Annotated in this window: 14 protein-coding genes and 1 pseudogene; 8 read left to right on the top strand and 7 right to left on the bottom strand. The window is 63.2% G+C overall.

The genetic code is table 11. The features are described 5' to 3' along the window. Positions 1–9: 9 nt before the first annotated feature. From AOQ71_RS41715 to AOQ71_RS41735, 5 genes are all read right to left on the bottom strand, one after another. Positions 10–1,068 (bottom strand): C45 family autoproteolytic acyltransferase/hydrolase, encoded by a 1,059-nt coding sequence (locus AOQ71_RS41715; protein ID WP_057759723.1) that lies wholly within the window; start codon positions 1,066–1,068, stop codon positions 10–12. Next, positions 1,058–1,786 carry a glutamine ABC transporter ATP-binding protein GlnQ gene (glnQ, locus tag AOQ71_RS41720; protein ID WP_057759726.1) on the bottom strand — a complete coding sequence of 243 codons (729 nt, stop codon included), beginning with the start codon at positions 1,784–1,786 and terminating at the stop codon, positions 1,058–1,060. Before glnQ ends, AOQ71_RS41715 begins: the two co-directional genes overlap by 11 nt. After that, positions 1,783–2,439, bottom strand: coding sequence for a glutamine ABC transporter permease GlnP (gene glnP / locus AOQ71_RS41725; protein WP_057759728.1), 657 nt, complete (start codon positions 2,437–2,439; stop codon positions 1,783–1,785). The genes glnQ and glnP overlap by 4 nt, the downstream gene beginning before the upstream one ends. Before the next feature lie 58 nt (positions 2,440–2,497). Then, positions 2,498–3,253: a glutamine ABC transporter substrate-binding protein GlnH gene (gene glnH / locus AOQ71_RS41730; protein WP_057759731.1), complete on the bottom strand. Its 756-nt coding sequence runs from the start codon at positions 3,251–3,253 to the stop codon at positions 2,498–2,500. 230 nt (positions 3,254–3,483) lie between these two features. Continuing rightward, positions 3,484–4,467, bottom strand: coding sequence for a LacI family DNA-binding transcriptional regulator (locus AOQ71_RS41735; protein ID WP_057759734.1), 984 nt, complete (start codon positions 4,465–4,467; stop codon positions 3,484–3,486). A gap of 331 nt (positions 4,468–4,798) precedes the next feature. Here AOQ71_RS41735 and AOQ71_RS41740 point away from each other — a divergent pair, with 331 nt between their 5' ends. The 6 genes and pseudogenes from AOQ71_RS41740 to AOQ71_RS41760 all read left to right on the top strand — a co-directional run bounded on the left by AOQ71_RS41740 (position 4,799) and on the right by AOQ71_RS41760 (position 11,656). Further along, the gene (locus tag AOQ71_RS41740; RefSeq protein WP_057759737.1) at positions 4,799–6,091 is read left to right on the top strand and encodes an ABC transporter substrate-binding protein; all 1,293 of its coding nucleotides are present in this window, start codon (positions 4,799–4,801) and stop codon (positions 6,089–6,091) included. 35 nt (positions 6,092–6,126) lie between these two features. Continuing rightward, positions 6,127–7,158, top strand: a complete 1,032-nt coding sequence (locus AOQ71_RS41745; RefSeq protein WP_430648686.1) for a carbohydrate ABC transporter permease — start codon at positions 6,127–6,129, stop codon at positions 7,156–7,158. Positions 7,159–7,168: 10 nt separating this feature from the next. Next, the gene (locus AOQ71_RS41750; RefSeq protein WP_057759740.1) at positions 7,169–8,224 is read left to right on the top strand and encodes a carbohydrate ABC transporter permease; all 1,056 of its coding nucleotides are present in this window, start codon (positions 7,169–7,171) and stop codon (positions 8,222–8,224) included. A gap of 18 nt (positions 8,225–8,242) precedes the next feature. After that, on the top strand, positions 8,243–8,593 hold a 351-nt coding region (locus AOQ71_RS49505; protein ID WP_245317439.1), incomplete at its 3' end, for an ATP-binding cassette domain-containing protein. A 1-nt stretch (position 8,594) separates the two neighbouring features. After that, positions 8,595–9,322, top strand: a pseudogene (locus AOQ71_RS41755) (ABC transporter ATP-binding protein); the annotation flags it as partial. Positions 9,323–9,343: 21 nt separating this feature from the next. Continuing rightward, positions 9,344–11,656, top strand: a complete 2,313-nt coding sequence (locus AOQ71_RS41760; RefSeq protein WP_057759746.1) for a glycoside hydrolase family 31 protein — start codon at positions 9,344–9,346, stop codon at positions 11,654–11,656. A gap of 348 nt (positions 11,657–12,004) precedes the next feature. Here AOQ71_RS41760 and AOQ71_RS50525 read toward each other — a convergent pair whose 3' ends face one another. Together AOQ71_RS50525 and AOQ71_RS44525 are read right to left on the bottom strand one after the other, a co-directional pair. After that, positions 12,005–12,415 carry an avidin/streptavidin family protein gene (locus AOQ71_RS50525; protein WP_083514893.1) on the bottom strand — a complete coding sequence of 137 codons (411 nt, stop codon included), beginning with the start codon at positions 12,413–12,415 and terminating at the stop codon, positions 12,005–12,007. A gap of 86 nt (positions 12,416–12,501) precedes the next feature. After that, the gene (locus AOQ71_RS44525) at positions 12,502–13,242 is read right to left on the bottom strand and encodes a zinc-binding dehydrogenase (RefSeq protein ID WP_162268472.1); all 741 of its coding nucleotides are present in this window, start codon (positions 13,240–13,242) and stop codon (positions 12,502–12,504) included. Positions 13,243–13,292: 50 nt separating this feature from the next. On the opposite strand from AOQ71_RS44525, the gene AOQ71_RS41770 reads away from it, so the two are divergent. Together AOQ71_RS41770 and AOQ71_RS41775 are read left to right on the top strand one after the other, a co-directional pair. Continuing rightward, entirely contained in the window at positions 13,293–14,114 is an 822-nt protein-coding gene (locus AOQ71_RS41770; RefSeq protein WP_057759751.1) for a class I SAM-dependent methyltransferase, read from the top strand. A 200-nt stretch (positions 14,115–14,314) separates the two neighbouring features. Further along, positions 14,315–14,731 (top strand): type 1 periplasmic-binding domain-containing protein, encoded by a 417-nt coding sequence (locus AOQ71_RS41775; protein ID WP_057759754.1) that lies wholly within the window; start codon positions 14,315–14,317, stop codon positions 14,729–14,731. Positions 14,732–14,974 lie beyond the last annotated feature (243 nt).

Raw genomic sequence — 14,974 nt, forward strand, 5'->3', positions numbered from 1 at the left:
TGATCCTGTTTACGCCGCGAAGGGTATCAGCCCATCTCGCATATCGAAGCGAGCCGCTTCGTGCGCTCCATCGTAGACAGACCACTCGACCTTGTCAGCCCCGACCCGGAAGACGGCGCTTGCTAGAGTGTTCTCGACGTCGCTATCGGCCGGATCCGTGCGATAGATCGGCAATTCCGCGTCGGCTGCGTCCCACAGGATGCCAAGCGCGCGTCCTTGCGGTTCCGACTGGAGCATTTGGCCGAGCAACTCCTCGCCGCGCCGTTGTCGCACGCCGGACGAGCCGGTGACGATCTGCGACATGCGCCCGGTGTCGCCATGGATCAGATGATTAGAATGGACACGCGGCGCTTGGACCTGATCGACCGACAGGGCCCGGGCGGTGAACTCGACGCTGAGAAGCCGCTCGTCCCCGGCTTGCGCCAGCGTCAGGTGAAATGCGCCGGCGCGCGGGGCGGATTTGAGCACGGCGAGAGCCGCGTCAAGGTCAGATGCGTCGAGGATGGCGCGGGCGAGCACCATGCGCGGCGTTCCGGCGCCGCCGGCCAGCGGCCTGATGTTATTGACGGTCTGGACCACGCCCTTCGATGTCGCCGCAAATGTGTGTCCGGGCAACGAGCCAGGATACACAAAGGCTGTGAACGGCGTTCCTCCGTCGGGTGCAACGTGAGCAAGGGCGCAGTGGCCGGCAAAGTCGGGGTCGCCATCCTCGTTATGGCCGATCACGTGCGGACAGCCGGGCAATTGCACGGTCGTGCAGCCATCCGGCGCCATTGCCCAGATATCACCGCGGCAGTTCCACAGGAAAACATCGTCGAAGGGCAGTTCCAGCCCGGCGGCGAGGCCCTGTAGCTCAGCCCAGTAACTTGGAAACCGCTCCCGAACGATGGCCGCCATCTCGCCGAGCAAGGGATCGTCGCGGCGCGTGGCAAGTTCGCGCCACGCGGCGGAGATGCGGAAATGGTTCTGCAGGGCCGCTTGGCCGAAGCGCCCAAGGGCGGCTCCGACATCAAATGGCGAGCCTGCAACATGGATGAAGGAAAGCCGGCATCCGGCGTCATATGACATGTTGCAGAAACTCTTTCAGGCGTGGGTTCCGCGGATTTGCCAGCAGCTCCCGTGGCTCGCCATCGACTGCGATCTTGCCGCCTTCCATGAAGATTAGCCTGGTGCCGACCTCGCGGGCAAAGGCCATCTCGTGGGTGACCACGATCATGCTCATGCCTTCCTCGGCCAGCGCCTGCATGACGCGCAGCACTTCATGCCTCAGTTCCGGATCTAGCGCCGACGTCGGCTCGTCGAACAGCATCAGCTTCGGCTTGACGGCAAGGGCGCGGGCGATCGCGACGCGTTGTTGCTGGCCGCCGGAGAGCTCGCTCGGATAGTGGTGCGCGCGGTCGGCGAGGCCGACCTTGGCGAGCATGTCCAGCGCCTGCTTTCGCGCATCCTGATGCGACTCGCCGCGCACGCGGCGCGGACCGAAGGCGACGTTCTCGAGCGCCGTCATTTGCGGAAACAGGTTGAATTGCTGAAAGACCATGCCGGCTTCCTGGCGGATCATGCGGACCATGCGGCCGCCGGCCTTGACGCTGATGCCGTCGACGACGAGATCACCGCCGTTGATTTCCTCCAGCGCGTTGATGCAGCGGAGCAGCGTCGACTTGCCGGAGCCGGACGGACCGATCAGCACGACCTTCTCGCCTGCTTCGATCGACAGGTCGACCTGGTCGAGGATTGTGACCTGGCCAAACCGCTTGGTGACCTTCTTGAACTCGACGATGCTCACAGGATGCGCATCCTTTTTTCGGTCATCCTGAGGATAAGCGTGAGCGCGCCGGTCATGATCAGGTAGAACATCGCCACGGCAGACCAGATTTCGACGGCGCGAAAATTGGCCGCCATGATTTCCTGGCCTTGCCGCGTGAGTTCGCCGACACCGATGACGATGAAGAGCGACGTATCCTTGAGGCTGACGATGAACTGGTTGCCGAGCGCCGGAATCATGCGGCGGAAGGCGAGCGGGCCGATGATGTAGAGAAGCACCTTCCAGAGCGGCAGGCCGAGCGCCAGACCGGCTTCGCGCAATCCACGATGAACGGATAGAAACGAGCCACGCACGATCTCGGCGATATAGGCTCCGGCATTGACGATGATGGCCATGATCGCTGCAGCGAGCGGATAGATGCGAACATTCGCGAGGATCGGCAGCGCGAAATAGATGAACATCACCTGCACGATGATCGGCGTGCCGCGGATGAGCTCGATATAGGCGAGGGCAATGGCGTTGAGGACGGCATTGCCGTAGGCGCGCGCCAGGCCGGCGGCAAAGCCGATCATGAGTCCACCGGCGAGCCCGGCCAGCGCGATCAGCACAGTGAGGCGGGCACCCTTCAGGAGCTCAGGCAAGGCCTGCCAGATAACGGACCACTCAAAATCCATGGGAGCTTTCCTTCAAGGAGAGCGCGCTGGCGTGGCCGGCGCGCACCACGGCATTGGATCAGCTCTTCGGCGGCTCGGCGCCGAACCACTTCTTGTAGATGGCGGTGTAGGTGCCGTCGCCCTTCAGCTTGACGAGCGAGGCGTTGACCTTGGCGATCAGCTCGCTGCCCTTCGGGAAGGCGATGCCGTATTGCTGGGCCATCATCTGCGGGCCGACGGTCTTCACTTTCCCCTGGCCGTTGGTCTTGATGTAGTAGAGGACGTTGGGGGTGTCGTGCATTGCGGCATCCGCGCGTCCGGTCGCGACTTCGAGATAGGCGTTGTCGCTGTTGGGGAAGAGGCGAAGCTCCGTCTCCGTGAAGTGCGCCTTGGCGTAGTCGGTTGCCGAGGTGCCGGTCTTCACGGCAAGGGTCTTGCCGCCAAGATCTTCCGGACCCTTGATCGTGCTGTTCGCCGGCACCATCAGCAGGAATCCGCTATCGTAATAGCCGTCCGAGAAGTCGATGACCTTCTTGCGCTCGTCCTTGATGGTAATGCCGGCCAGCCCGACATCGACCTGCTTGGTCTGGAGCGCCGGAATAATGCCGTTGAAGTCCATCGGCTGCAGCGTGTAGGTCACGCCGATATCCTTGGCGATAGCGGCCCACAGGTCGATGTCGAAGCCGACATACTTGTCGCCCTCCTTGAACTCGAACGGAACGAAGGCCGTGTCCGTTGCGACGATCAGGTCGGCGGCACGAGCAGGCTGGCCGAGGACGAGAGTTGCCGCGAGGGCTGCAGCGGCGGCGGTCAGGCTTGCAAGCGTGAGCTTCATTTCAGCATTCCCCCTTTGTTGACGTTGCCGCGATCCTAACACCGGCGCAGAGGTTACGCAAATTCAGAATGCATTTTTCTCAGGAATGCACATTTTATTTGCGTTTGCTGGACAGACGATCACGGTCAGCCTGTTTCGGAAACCCGGGGCGTCACCTCAGGAGAGAATTGCGGACATCTTTGGCAGTGAAAGAGCGATACAATCCGCCTCGGCGGATGAACGTTCGCGTGTCAGCCGAACTTGTAGGGTAGCAGGCGTTCGCCGAAAGCTTCGCCGCGCCAGATCAATTGCAGGCCCGCGACGATTTCCGCCCCGTAGATGGCGTAGGGGATTTCAATCGACTTCAGCCAGGGTGCAACCCATTGGTTGAGAGGCGTGCCGTCGATGCTGACCAGTTCGCAATCGCCGGGGATTTTCAGGCCGCGTTCAAGCGCGCGCCGGTTCACGCCATAGGCGATCTGGTCGCTCACGCAGAGGATGGCGTCCGGCCTGTCGCGGCCGCCGAAAATTCGCGCGCCGGCATCGTAGCCTATCTGCAGATGCGATCGCCCTTCCCCGTCGGCCCGGATGATCGCGTCGTCGGACCATCCACGTTCCCGCAGTCTGGCCAGGAAGCCCGACACGCGGTCACGCGATGCGGACGAGCCGAGGCGCGGAAAAACAACGGCCGGGGCGCGCCGTCCGAGATCGGCGAAGTGGTCGGCGACGGCGGCGCCGGCTGCGGAATCGTCGATGCCGACGAACGGACCGTTGCCGCTCGGATTGCGGCGGGTCACGAAGACCATCGGGGCGCCGGATGCGGACAACTCGCTCAAGGCGGGGCTGGCGACGGCCGCAACGAGGACATAGCCGCGCACCATCTGGGCCCGCATCGCGTAGAGATATTCGTCCTGAAGTTCGGGTCGGTCGTGCGTATCGCACAGGACCATGACATAGCCGGCCTCGCGCAGTGCGGCCTCGGTCGAGCTCGCGATGGTCGCCATGGCCGGATTGTCGAGATTGGCCGCGATCATCGCCACAAGCTGGCTTTGTCCGCTCTTGAGCGCCCGTCCCACCGGGTTTGGCCGGTAGCCGACCGCCTCGATCGCATCGAGCACCCGCGCCACCGTCGCCGGGGAGGCGCGGCGCATCTCACCGTTGACGATCCGCGATACGGTCGAAACCGAGACGCCGGCCCGGGCCGCGACGGTGGCAAGTGAGACGTCTTCCGGCATCGGCCTCCATGGGGACTGGTCCGGGTGCAACCTATAGCGACAGTTGAGCCTGCTTCCGAGGCCCGCCATGACGATTTAAACCACGTTGACAGTTTGGCAAACGTTTGCCAAGATCGTTTTGCCCTTGGGAACCCCCCTCGGGACGGCCCCCCTGCTGTCCGCCTCAGCGGAGCGGGCGCCCAAGCGTGAAAAAATGGCATCCGCCGCCCAGGGGGCGGACGCCGATGTGGAAGGAAACGTCTGGTGCTGCAGGATCCGTCGGAGAACGGACCCGTTGCGCCTGTCTCACGCGGGCCCAGCAGGGCCGGCGAGTGTGGAGGAAGGAACGATCATGCGTGCCATCACCCCCGTCATCGCGTCTCTTGCGCTGTCCCTTCTGTCCGCCAGCGTCCTCGGCGGGCCCGCCGCGGCCGAAACGACGACTCTCCGAATGGCCTGGTACTCGGACGGCAACGAAGGCGAGGTGATGGCCGACCTGCTCAAGCGCTTCCACGAGCAGAACCAGGACATCGACGTCGTTCTCGATCAGGTGCCCTACAAGGCGGTCAACGAGAATCTGCCGGTGCAGCTGGCCTCAGGCCAGGGCCCCGACATCGCGCGTGTCGTCGATATGGGCGGCTTGTCGCGCTTCGCGCTCGATATGCGTCCCTTCCTCAAGGACCCCGGCTATTGGGAGGCGAATTTCGGCCCCTTCCTCGAATGGATGCGCCCGGCGGGCGACACGCAGGCCATTCCGGGCTTCATGACCCAGCTCACCGTCACCGGCCCCTTCGTCAACAAGACCCTGTTCGAGCAGGCCGGGGTCGCGATGCCGGGCGAGAAGGCGACCTGGGAGGACTGGGCGAAGGCGGTGAAGGAGGTTGCGGGCAAGGTCCAGGCGCCGTTCCCGCTCGCGCTCGACCGCTCGGGCCATCGCTTCTATGCGCTTGCCGTGTCGCAAGGCACGAAGGTTTTCGCCGCGAACGGCGAGCCTGATGTCGTCGACGATGGCTTCAAGCGCGCCGCGCAGCTGGTCTACGACTGGCACAAGTCCGGCGTCATGTCGAAGGAGCTGTGGGGCTCGGTCTCCGGCACGGCCTATCGCGGCGCCAACGACGAATTCAAGAACGCGCAGGTCGTCATGTACCTGTCCGGATCGTGGCAGATCGCCCAGTTCGCAAAGACCGTGGACAACGCCTTCGACTGGGTGGCGGTCCCCAACCCTTGCGGGCCGGGGGGATGCAGCAGCATGCCCGGCGGCGGCGCTCTCATGGCCTTCAAGTCGACCCAGCATCCCAAGGAAGTGGCGCGGCTGATGGATTATCTCGCAAGCGAACCGGTGCTGGCGGAGTTCTGTGCGCGCTCGCTGTTCGTGCCCGGCCATCTCGGGCTCGCCAAGAAAGGCCTCGACTATCCGACCGCGAGCCCCGAAGCCGCCGCGGCACTGAAGATCTTCACCGCAAGCGCCGCCCAGGTTTCGCCACTCGCTTACCGGATCCAGGGCTACATCAACAGCCGGATCATCTTCAACGCCGTCATCAGCCGGCTCGGGCAGGCGGTGTCAGGCGAAACGAGCCTCGAAGACGCCGAGAAGCGCATCACCGCCGATGTCGCGCAGCAGATCGCCGAGCGCAACAAGAAATGACGGCGACCGGATCACAGGATCAAGGGATCGCCGCGATGTCGGACACTCCGTCCGCTGCCCGACTGCAGCCCGGCAGCGCTGCAACAGCGCTTGCGCGCGTCGCGGTCCTGCCCGTGGACCTCGCGCTGCGCCTGTTCGATCCGCCGATGCGATGGCTGCAGCGCGCGATCGGCGTGCGGCGCATGGCCTATGTGTTCCTGCTGCCCAACTTCGCCTTCTTCGGCCTGTTCGTGTTCCTGCCGATCGGCATCAACATCGTGTTCTCGGTGACCGGCGGCGCGGCGCTGTTTCCGTCCGAGCGGCCCTATGTCGGCAGCAACCAGTTCGCCTATCTGTTCGACTGCGGCTCATTTCTCGATCCGGCCAGCTGCCGCGAGGATCACTTCTGGCGTGGCGTCGCCAATACGGCAAAGTTTGTCGTGTTTCAGGTGACCGCGATGGTGCTGTTCTCGCTGATCACCGCGCTGGTCCTCAACATGAAGATCCGCGGGCGCGGCTTTTTCCGCGCGGTGTTTTTCTTCCCGGTCCTGCTGTCGCCCGTCGTCGTTGCACTGATCTGGAAATGGATTCTGCAGCGCGACGGGCTCCTCAACGCGGCCATCACCACGCTCGGCGGCCAGAAGATCCTGTTCTTCGTCGATCCCAGCTGGGCGATGTTCTGGGCGGTGTTCGTATCGGTGTGGGCGCATATGGGGTTCTACACCTTGATCCTGCTCGCCGGCCTGCAGGCGATCCCCGCGGACCTCTACGAGGCGGCGGAGATGGACGCAACGCCGCGCTGGCGCGTGCTGACACGGATCACGCTGCCGCTGCTGTGGCCGAACATGATCGTCGTGATCGTGCTCGCACTCATCAAGGGCGCGCAGACCTTCGACGAGGTCTTCGTGCTGACCGGCGGCGGTCCGGGCACCGCGACACTGATGGTGGTCCAGTACATCTACGAGACCGGCTTCGCCAGCCAGGTGCAGAATTTCGGTCTCGCCGCCGCCGCGTCGGTCGTGCTCGGTCTGGTGCTTTTCATCCTGACGCTCCTGCAATTCGCCGCCGCGCGGCGCAAAGAGATCTGAGGTAGCCGCCATGCGCCTTGGGATTTTGCTTGGTCAACGTCGGGGCGGCCCCGGACGGCCGCTGCATTGGACCGACATCGCAGCCTATGCCTATCTCGCGCTCGGCGTCGTGCTGATGTTCGGGCCAGTAGTGTGGCTGGTGCTGTCATCGTTCAAGACCCAGAGTGCGCTCCTGGAGTTTCCGCCGTCGCTGCTGCCTGTCGCACAGGTCGAAGTGACGGTATCAGGCCAACCCCAGAAGCTGCCGCTGTTCCGCACGACGCTTCCCGACGGCACGGTGCGCGAACTGGCGCAGGTTCGGCGCATCGGGCTCCTCGCCCAGATGGTCGATCCCGCCGATCCCTCGAAACAGTTTCGCGTGGCGATCGACAAGCGCGAACCGGTGCGCCGCGTCGCACTCGCGACCGAGAACTACACCGAGCCGCTGCAGCGCTTCGCCTTCATCCGCTTCCTGTTCAATTCGGTCTTCGTCACGGTGGTCGCCACGCTGATCACGCTGCTCATCAATTCCATGGCCGCCTATGCGCTCGCGATCTACGCGTTTCCCGGCAAGCAGGCGGCGACGCTTGCCGTGATCGGAACGCTGATGATCCCGATGACCATCATCCTGGTGCCGGTCTATCTGGTGGTGACCGAGCTCGGCCTTTCCAATTCGCTCTGGGCGGTGATCCTGCCGGGTGCGGCGACGCCGACGGGCGTGTTCCTGCTCCGGCAATACATGCTGACGCTGCCGAAGGATCTGATCGAGGCGGCGCGGATGGACAAGGCTTCCGAGTGGCAGATCTATTGGCGCATCGTCATGCCGCTGACCCTGCCGGCGCTGGCGGTTCTTTCGATCTTCTCGATCATGTGGCGCTGGAACGAATTCCTGTGGCCGCTCGCGGTCCTGACCAAGACCGAGGTCTACACGCTCCAGATCGGCCTCAATGCCTTTCAGGGCGAGCTGCAGACCCAGTGGCACTACCTCCTTGCGATGACGGTGGTGACGCTCGCCCCCGTCGCTCTCGTCTTCGTGTTCCTGCAGCGCTTCATCACGACGGGCATCGGCTCGACGGGAATGAAATGACCAATCGGGCAATCGATCATGGCTGACCTGAAACTCACCGCCGCGCGAAAATCCTTCGGCAGCATCGACGTGCTGCACGGCATCGATCTCGCCGTGAAGGATGGCGAATTCGTCGTCTTCGTCGGCCCGTCGGGCTGCGGAAAGTCGACGCTGCTGCGCGTCATCGCCGGCCTCGAAAACGTGACGAGCGGCGAGATCCATATCGACGGCGAACGCGTCACCCACCTGCCCGCCTCCGAACGGGGGCTGGCCATGGTGTTCCAGTCTTACGCGCTCTATCCGCATATGAGCGTCCGCAAGAATATGGGCTTTGCGCTCGAGAACATGGGGCTGAAGCCGTCCGAGATCGCGGCGCGGGTCGACCGCGCCNCCGCCATGCTGCGTCTGGCGGACTATCTCGACCGCAAGCCCAAGGCGCTCTCCGGCGGCCAGCGGCAGCGCGTCGCCATCGGCCGGGCCATCGTGCGCGATCCGAAGATTTTTCTGTTCGACGAGCCGCTGTCGAACCTCGACGCCGAACTCCGCGTCGCGACGCGCAAGGAGCTTGCCGCTCTGCATGCCAATATCGGCGGCACGATGATCTATGTCACCCACGACCAGGTCGAAGCCATGACGCTGGCGGATCGCATCGTGGTGCTCAAAGCCGGCCGCATCGAGCAGGTCGGCACGCCGCTCGAACTCTATAACCACCCCTCGAACGCCTTCGTCGCAGGTTTCATCGGCTCTCCCCGCATGAACTTCCTGCCCGGGACCGTGCTGTCCGATGACGGCACGCTGCGCCTCAGCGTTGGCGAACGCGACATCGCGTTGCCTCGCACCGCGTCCGGCCTCGCCACTGGGGCGCGCGTGACGCTCGGCATCCGGCCCGAACATATCGACGTCGTCCCCGATGCGGGCATGCTCGCCGTAACAGTCGATCTGGTCGAGCAGCTTGGCGGCGAGACCTTCATCTATGCCACGGCTCCCGGCCTGCCGCAGATCACGCTGCGCCAGAATGGCCAGTCGCGCTTTGACCGCGGCGATGCCGTCGCGATCCGCTTCGCACCCGACCATTCGCATATCTTCGACGCAACCGGCGCGGCTCTCGCCCGGCCGTGATCGTCTCCGGAGCCTGATCAAATGAAAGCCTTGACCCACGGCCGCTTCCGCGGCCTCGACGGCCACGCCGCGCTGTTCGACCTCGCGACCGGGCCGGCGGCGGCCCCACTCGCCAGCTTGCGTATCGCGATTCTCGAGCGCGACATCGGTCGCGTCACCCTGCGCCGGCCGGAGGGCTATCGGCTCGATCGCGGCTGGGCGATCGCGCCCGATCGAATGGAGCCGCCATTCGAGGGCCGGCCGCGCGACGACATCTCCGGCTTTGCCAATCCGGCCACGACCGCGTCGGAGGACGGCGGCATCGTCACGCTGGCCGCCGCGGGTCTTCGCGCACGCGTGCGGCTCGATCCGTTCGGCATCGCCTGGTACCGCGACGGCGAGGACCAGCCATTCCTGCAGGACCGCCCGACCCAGGCTTATCTCCTGTCGCGCAAGACCAATGCGTTGCTGCACGCGATGGAACGGCATGAAGACGAGCGCCATTACGGCCTCGGCGACAAGGCCGGTCCGCTCGATCGGACCGGCCGGCGCTTTTCGATCGATGCCGTCGATCCCTGCGGCTTCGACGCCGAGCTGTCCGATCCGCTCTACAAGATGCTGCCGTTCTTCATCGTCGACGGCGCACGCGGCGCGCACGGCATCTTCTACGACAACCTCGCGCTTGGCTCGGTCGACCTCGGCTGCACCATCGACAATTACCACGGCCTCTTCCGCTTCTATCGCGCCGAGGATGGCGACCTCGACTATTACGTGCTCGCCGGACCGACCGTATCAGAGGTCACGCGCCGGTTTTCCTGGCTGACCGGCGGACAGGCCTTCGCGCCCCGCTGGACGCTCGGCTTCGCGATGACGACGATGACCATCGCCGACGCGCCGGACGCGGACGCCCGCATCACCGGCTTCATCGAGGATTGCAGGCGCCACGGCATCCGTTGCGACAGCTTTCACTTCGGCTCCGGCTACACCTCGATCGGCAACCGTCGCTACGTCTTCAACTGGAATCGAGACAAATTCCCCGATCCGGCCGCGACGATGGCGCGGCTCAAGGCATCCGGCATGCAGCCGGTCACCAACATCAAGCCCTGCCTGCTCGATGATCATCCCCGACTCAGCGAAGCCAAGGCGCGCGGCATCCTCGTCGCGGACGGCGGGACCGGCGAGCCGGCGGTCGCGCAATTCTGGGATGGTCTCGGCTTCCATGTCGACTTTACCAACCCGAAAGGCCGGCAGTTTTGGGCGGACGGCATCCGCGACGCGCTGCTCGCCTATGGCGTGACGGCGGTCTGGAGCGACAACAACGAGTACGAGATCTGGGATGAGGATGCGGTCTGCAACGGCGACGGCCGTCCGTTCCCGCAGACACTCGCCCGCCCCGCGCAGGCGCTATTGATGCACAAGCTCGCCTACGAGACGCAGGCCGCGCAGGCGCCCGGCAAACGCCCTTATACGATCACGCGCGCCGGCGGCGCCGGCATCGCCCGCTACGGCCAGACCTGGAGCGGCGACAACGAGACCGCCTGGAAGACGCTGCGCTACAATCTCACCCAAGGCCTGAACATGAGCCTGTCAGGGTTTTACAACATCGGCCACGACGTTGGCGGCTTCCATGGTCCTTCGCCGGGGCCGGAACTGCTCTGCCGTTTCGTCGAGTTCTGCGCGCTGTGGCCGCGCATGGTGATGAATTCCTGGAAGTCGAGCGGCATCGTCAACACTCCGTGGATGCATGCGAGCGTGCTCCCGCAAGTCCGATCCGTCATGGAGCTGCGCCACAGCTTGATCCCTTATCTCTATACGCAGATGTGGCGTGCGGCCCTGGAAGACGTGCCGCCGGTGCGGCCGCTGTTGTGGGATTTCGCCTCGGACGCGATTGCTGCGACCGTCGAAGACGCGTTCATGCTTGGCCCCGATCTCCTTGTCGCCCCGGTTCTCGGTGAGGGGGCGACAACGCGCGAAGTCTATCTGCCCGCTCATCCCGGCGGCTGGTACGACTGGCATGACGGGACGCCATTCGAAGGCGGGCGAACCATCACCGTGGCAGCGCCCCTGGGGCGGCTACCGCTATTCGCGCGCGCGGGCTCGATCGTTCCGATTGAAGACGACAGGGGGCTGACCGCCATCGTGTTCGGCGCGCCCGATCGCGGTGGTTCCGGTCTTGTCTATATCGACGATGGCGAGACGTCGGATTGGCGCAAGACAGGCAGGACGATCGAATTCCACCTGCGCCGCGACGATAGTGGCCTCGTGCTCGACGTCAGCGGAGCGGAGCTCTCGGCACCAATCCGCCTCCGCGGCGTCGGCGTGCCGAATCTGCGGCTTGCCGGCACAGTCGAGTGAGCCGCGTCTGGCGCACTTGTCGCGAGATCCGAGGGACGTGGCGCCCGGGGGTAGAGAATCACAGAGATGGTGCGCCATTCAGAACAAAACTGCGAACTCGTATCATTGGAATGACTTTATGATTTTTGACGCAAGAGTATCACGGACATAGGCTCGGATCCGGCCGGTGTCCGTCTTGCCCTTCATCCGTCTTGCCCCTCACCAGGATCGGGATCTTGGTGTCGTCGCAATGGGCTTTCCGATTGGAATCTAACAATTACCTGAGCGGCCCGCTCACACCGGGGCCAGCGAAATCATAACGCTGCGGCCACAGTCGTATTGAGGGAAACGGAGAGCGTACGACAACCGCTACGGCACCCGACGAAAAACGTCGCTTCCTCGCAGAGTTTTCATAAGGCCGGTATTCCTGTCCACATAAGCAAGCTCCCAACCGGTCCTCAGAATATCATTGCCAATCAAGCTTCCGACCCATGCGGTGATAGAGTTGCAGGATTTCATGGCGTTCTTCCACACAACCACGAATCTAACCGCATTCGCGCTGGTCTCGCCAACCAAGTCAAACGGAATACCTTGGCAATCAAATCCAGCCGCATTGTTGGTATATACGCCTCGGAAGGAGCCGGCCGTCGTACCGGGCCATATCCTCATCTCGGAACCACGCGCATTCTTCCAAACCGAAGGAAGCGGTAGCGTTTGCGCAGAAGCACTTGAAAGGCTCAAGCCAACGACAAGCAAGAAGGCTGATATAAATCGAAGCATACAACAAGACCTCGGTTGTCATAGCCAAAAGCACAACCTTTAATATACGATCTCTTTTGTTGCGTCAAACGGATGCATAACGACAACTAGCACGTGACGAGGATTTTGCCTTGACGACCTTCACGAGCATTGTGCGCGAGCGCTTGGCCGATCTTGGCAAGAGGGTAGCAAGCTTCGACAGGGGTGGCTGCTACGCCACATTGAATGAGATTCGAAACAGCACTCATTTCCCGCGCAAGCTCGCCGCGCTCCACGAAATGTACCCAGTCGCGAAGCCGAAAAAAGCGAAGGTCGATATCGGGACGCGTCGTGGTCAATGACACGGGCAGCGGGGTCCCCGACAGCAGTCCATAATGCAAGTGCACGCCATTTACACGCAGCCCCGACGCCAGTCGCGCCCCCTCCTCGCCTCCAACCGCGTCGAACACGATATCCAATCCGGCGCCGCTTGTGACTTCAGCAATGAGAGCCGATAGCCTGTCGCCCGGCTCAACAAGGGTAACACGCAAGTTGAGGTCGGAAAGAAGCTGAAGTGATCTTGGATTTCTCACGATGGCAATCGGACGTATCCCGACCCGATTTGCCAACCTGATCAGAATCCGCCCAATTGCGGATCCGGCTGCGTTTACCGCCACGTGCAAAGCAGGCGACGACAGAAGCGACCTACTCAGCAACAGGGCTGTCAGCGGGTTCACATAGGCGAAGGCGGCCTGTTCATCCGATAGGCCTGCGGGAACGCGAAAACACCACCGGCTGTCCGTCACCTTGAATTTTTGCCAAGCGCCAGCACTACCCAGAGGCCAAACCCGGTCGCCAACATTGAGCAAGGAATATAAGCGCGTGTAACGTAGCCTACGGTTTGTAGGGGATCTACGAAATGGATCCAGTCAGCGACCCAGCCAAGCTGAAGGCAGAGGCGACGTATAACGCGGCAGCGGACCACTTCGATGATGGCCCGCTTGCGTTCTGGGATCGCTATGGTCGGCTCACCGTGCAAAAGCTCTCGCTCGCACCGGGATCGGCGGTGCTTGATGTAGGTTGCGGGAGCGGCGCTTCCGCGATACCAGCCGCGATCGATGTCGGACCGCGGGGGCGAGTTATTGGGATCGACCTTGCAGAACGGCTGCTGACGATCGCGCGCTCGAAAAGCCTCGCGCAACATCTGCACAACGTCGAGTTCCGTCGTGCTGACATGACGGCACTGAGCTACCCGGATGCATCATTCGACGCCGTGATCTCGGTGTTTTCGCTGTTCTTCGTGGCCGATATGGTCGCCGAGATTCGCGAACTGTGGCGCGTGCTGCGGCCCGGCGGAAAGCTCGCCATCACCACCTGGGGGCCAAGAATGTTCGAGCCTGGCTCTGAAGCATTCTGGTCGGCGGTGAAGGAGTTCCGTCCCGATCTCGTCGCAACCGTCAGCCCTTGGGAGCGCATCACCAGGCCGGACGCGCTGCGCCAGCTTCTGTCGGAGAGTGGGATCAGCGGCGCTGAGGTCACCTCCGAAGACGGCAAGCAACGGCTTCAGTCTGTGGAGGATTGGTGGACCATAGTGCTCGGTTCAGGTTACCGCTGGACGGTCGAGCAGATGAGCGAGGGCGAAAGAGCCGGGGTCAAAGCCGCGAACCTGAAGAAGCTGCGGGAGAGCGGTACAACGTCAGTCGAGACAAACGTGATCTGCGCCATCGCGCGGAAGATTTAGCATCGATCCGGCACCGCAACGCGAACCTGGGGTGCCCGCAGGTGACACGCGATTAGCTCACCCAAACGGCTTTTGCGACTGCCAGCAGCGGGCCATGCGCTCCCGACGTAGGATGCGACTATGTGCTGCCGATGACGTAGTTAGATCGATCAAATTCGGTACAATGTGCCTCCGATGGATGATCTGATGCTGGCTCATCGATGAAACGACGGGTGTTTCTTGCGGGCTTGCGGGCCGCGGCTTACGGAGATCTGTCGGCAGCGCTCGCGCAGCGAAGTTTGCGCACGATCGGCATATGGTGGAGCCCGCTCCAAGTGCGCGAGATACTGGCGCCTTATAAGGCCCGCCTTGAGGCACTCGGTCGGGTCGAAGGCCGAAACGTCCAATTCCTGGTTCGCGCTTGGGACGGCGATGCCGGCAGCATGCGCCTGCAGGCAGACGAGTTGGTCGCCGCGCACCCTGATGTCATCGTGGCGCTAAGCAACCCGGCAGTTGCCATCCTGCCGGTTCAGGCAGCCCAAAAATTCGAATTGGTTGTCAATCTCAAGACGGCGAAAGCGTTGGGCCTCACCCTATCTCCAACATTGCTGGGCCGTGCTGATAAGGTCATCGAGTAGCCAAAACAATCGTAGTCTGTTGGCGGGTGGCGCTCGGTCTATCCGGTCCGGAACGCGGAAGCTGAGGTTGCGAAGCTTCAGGGAGCGTCGGCCAGCCATCGTACTCGTCGATCGCGAGCATAAGGCCGCCAAGCTTCGCCTCATCTGTGATAGCCGGCATGCGAGCGGTTGCCGAGGTGGACCGCAATCCCAGCTGCGAGCTCAAGCGCGGAAAGGTCTCGTTTTCTTCCAACCCATCTTTGT

Source organism: Bradyrhizobium manausense, from assembly GCF_001440035.1.
GTDB lineage: Bacteria > Pseudomonadota > Alphaproteobacteria > Rhizobiales > Xanthobacteraceae > Bradyrhizobium > Bradyrhizobium manausense.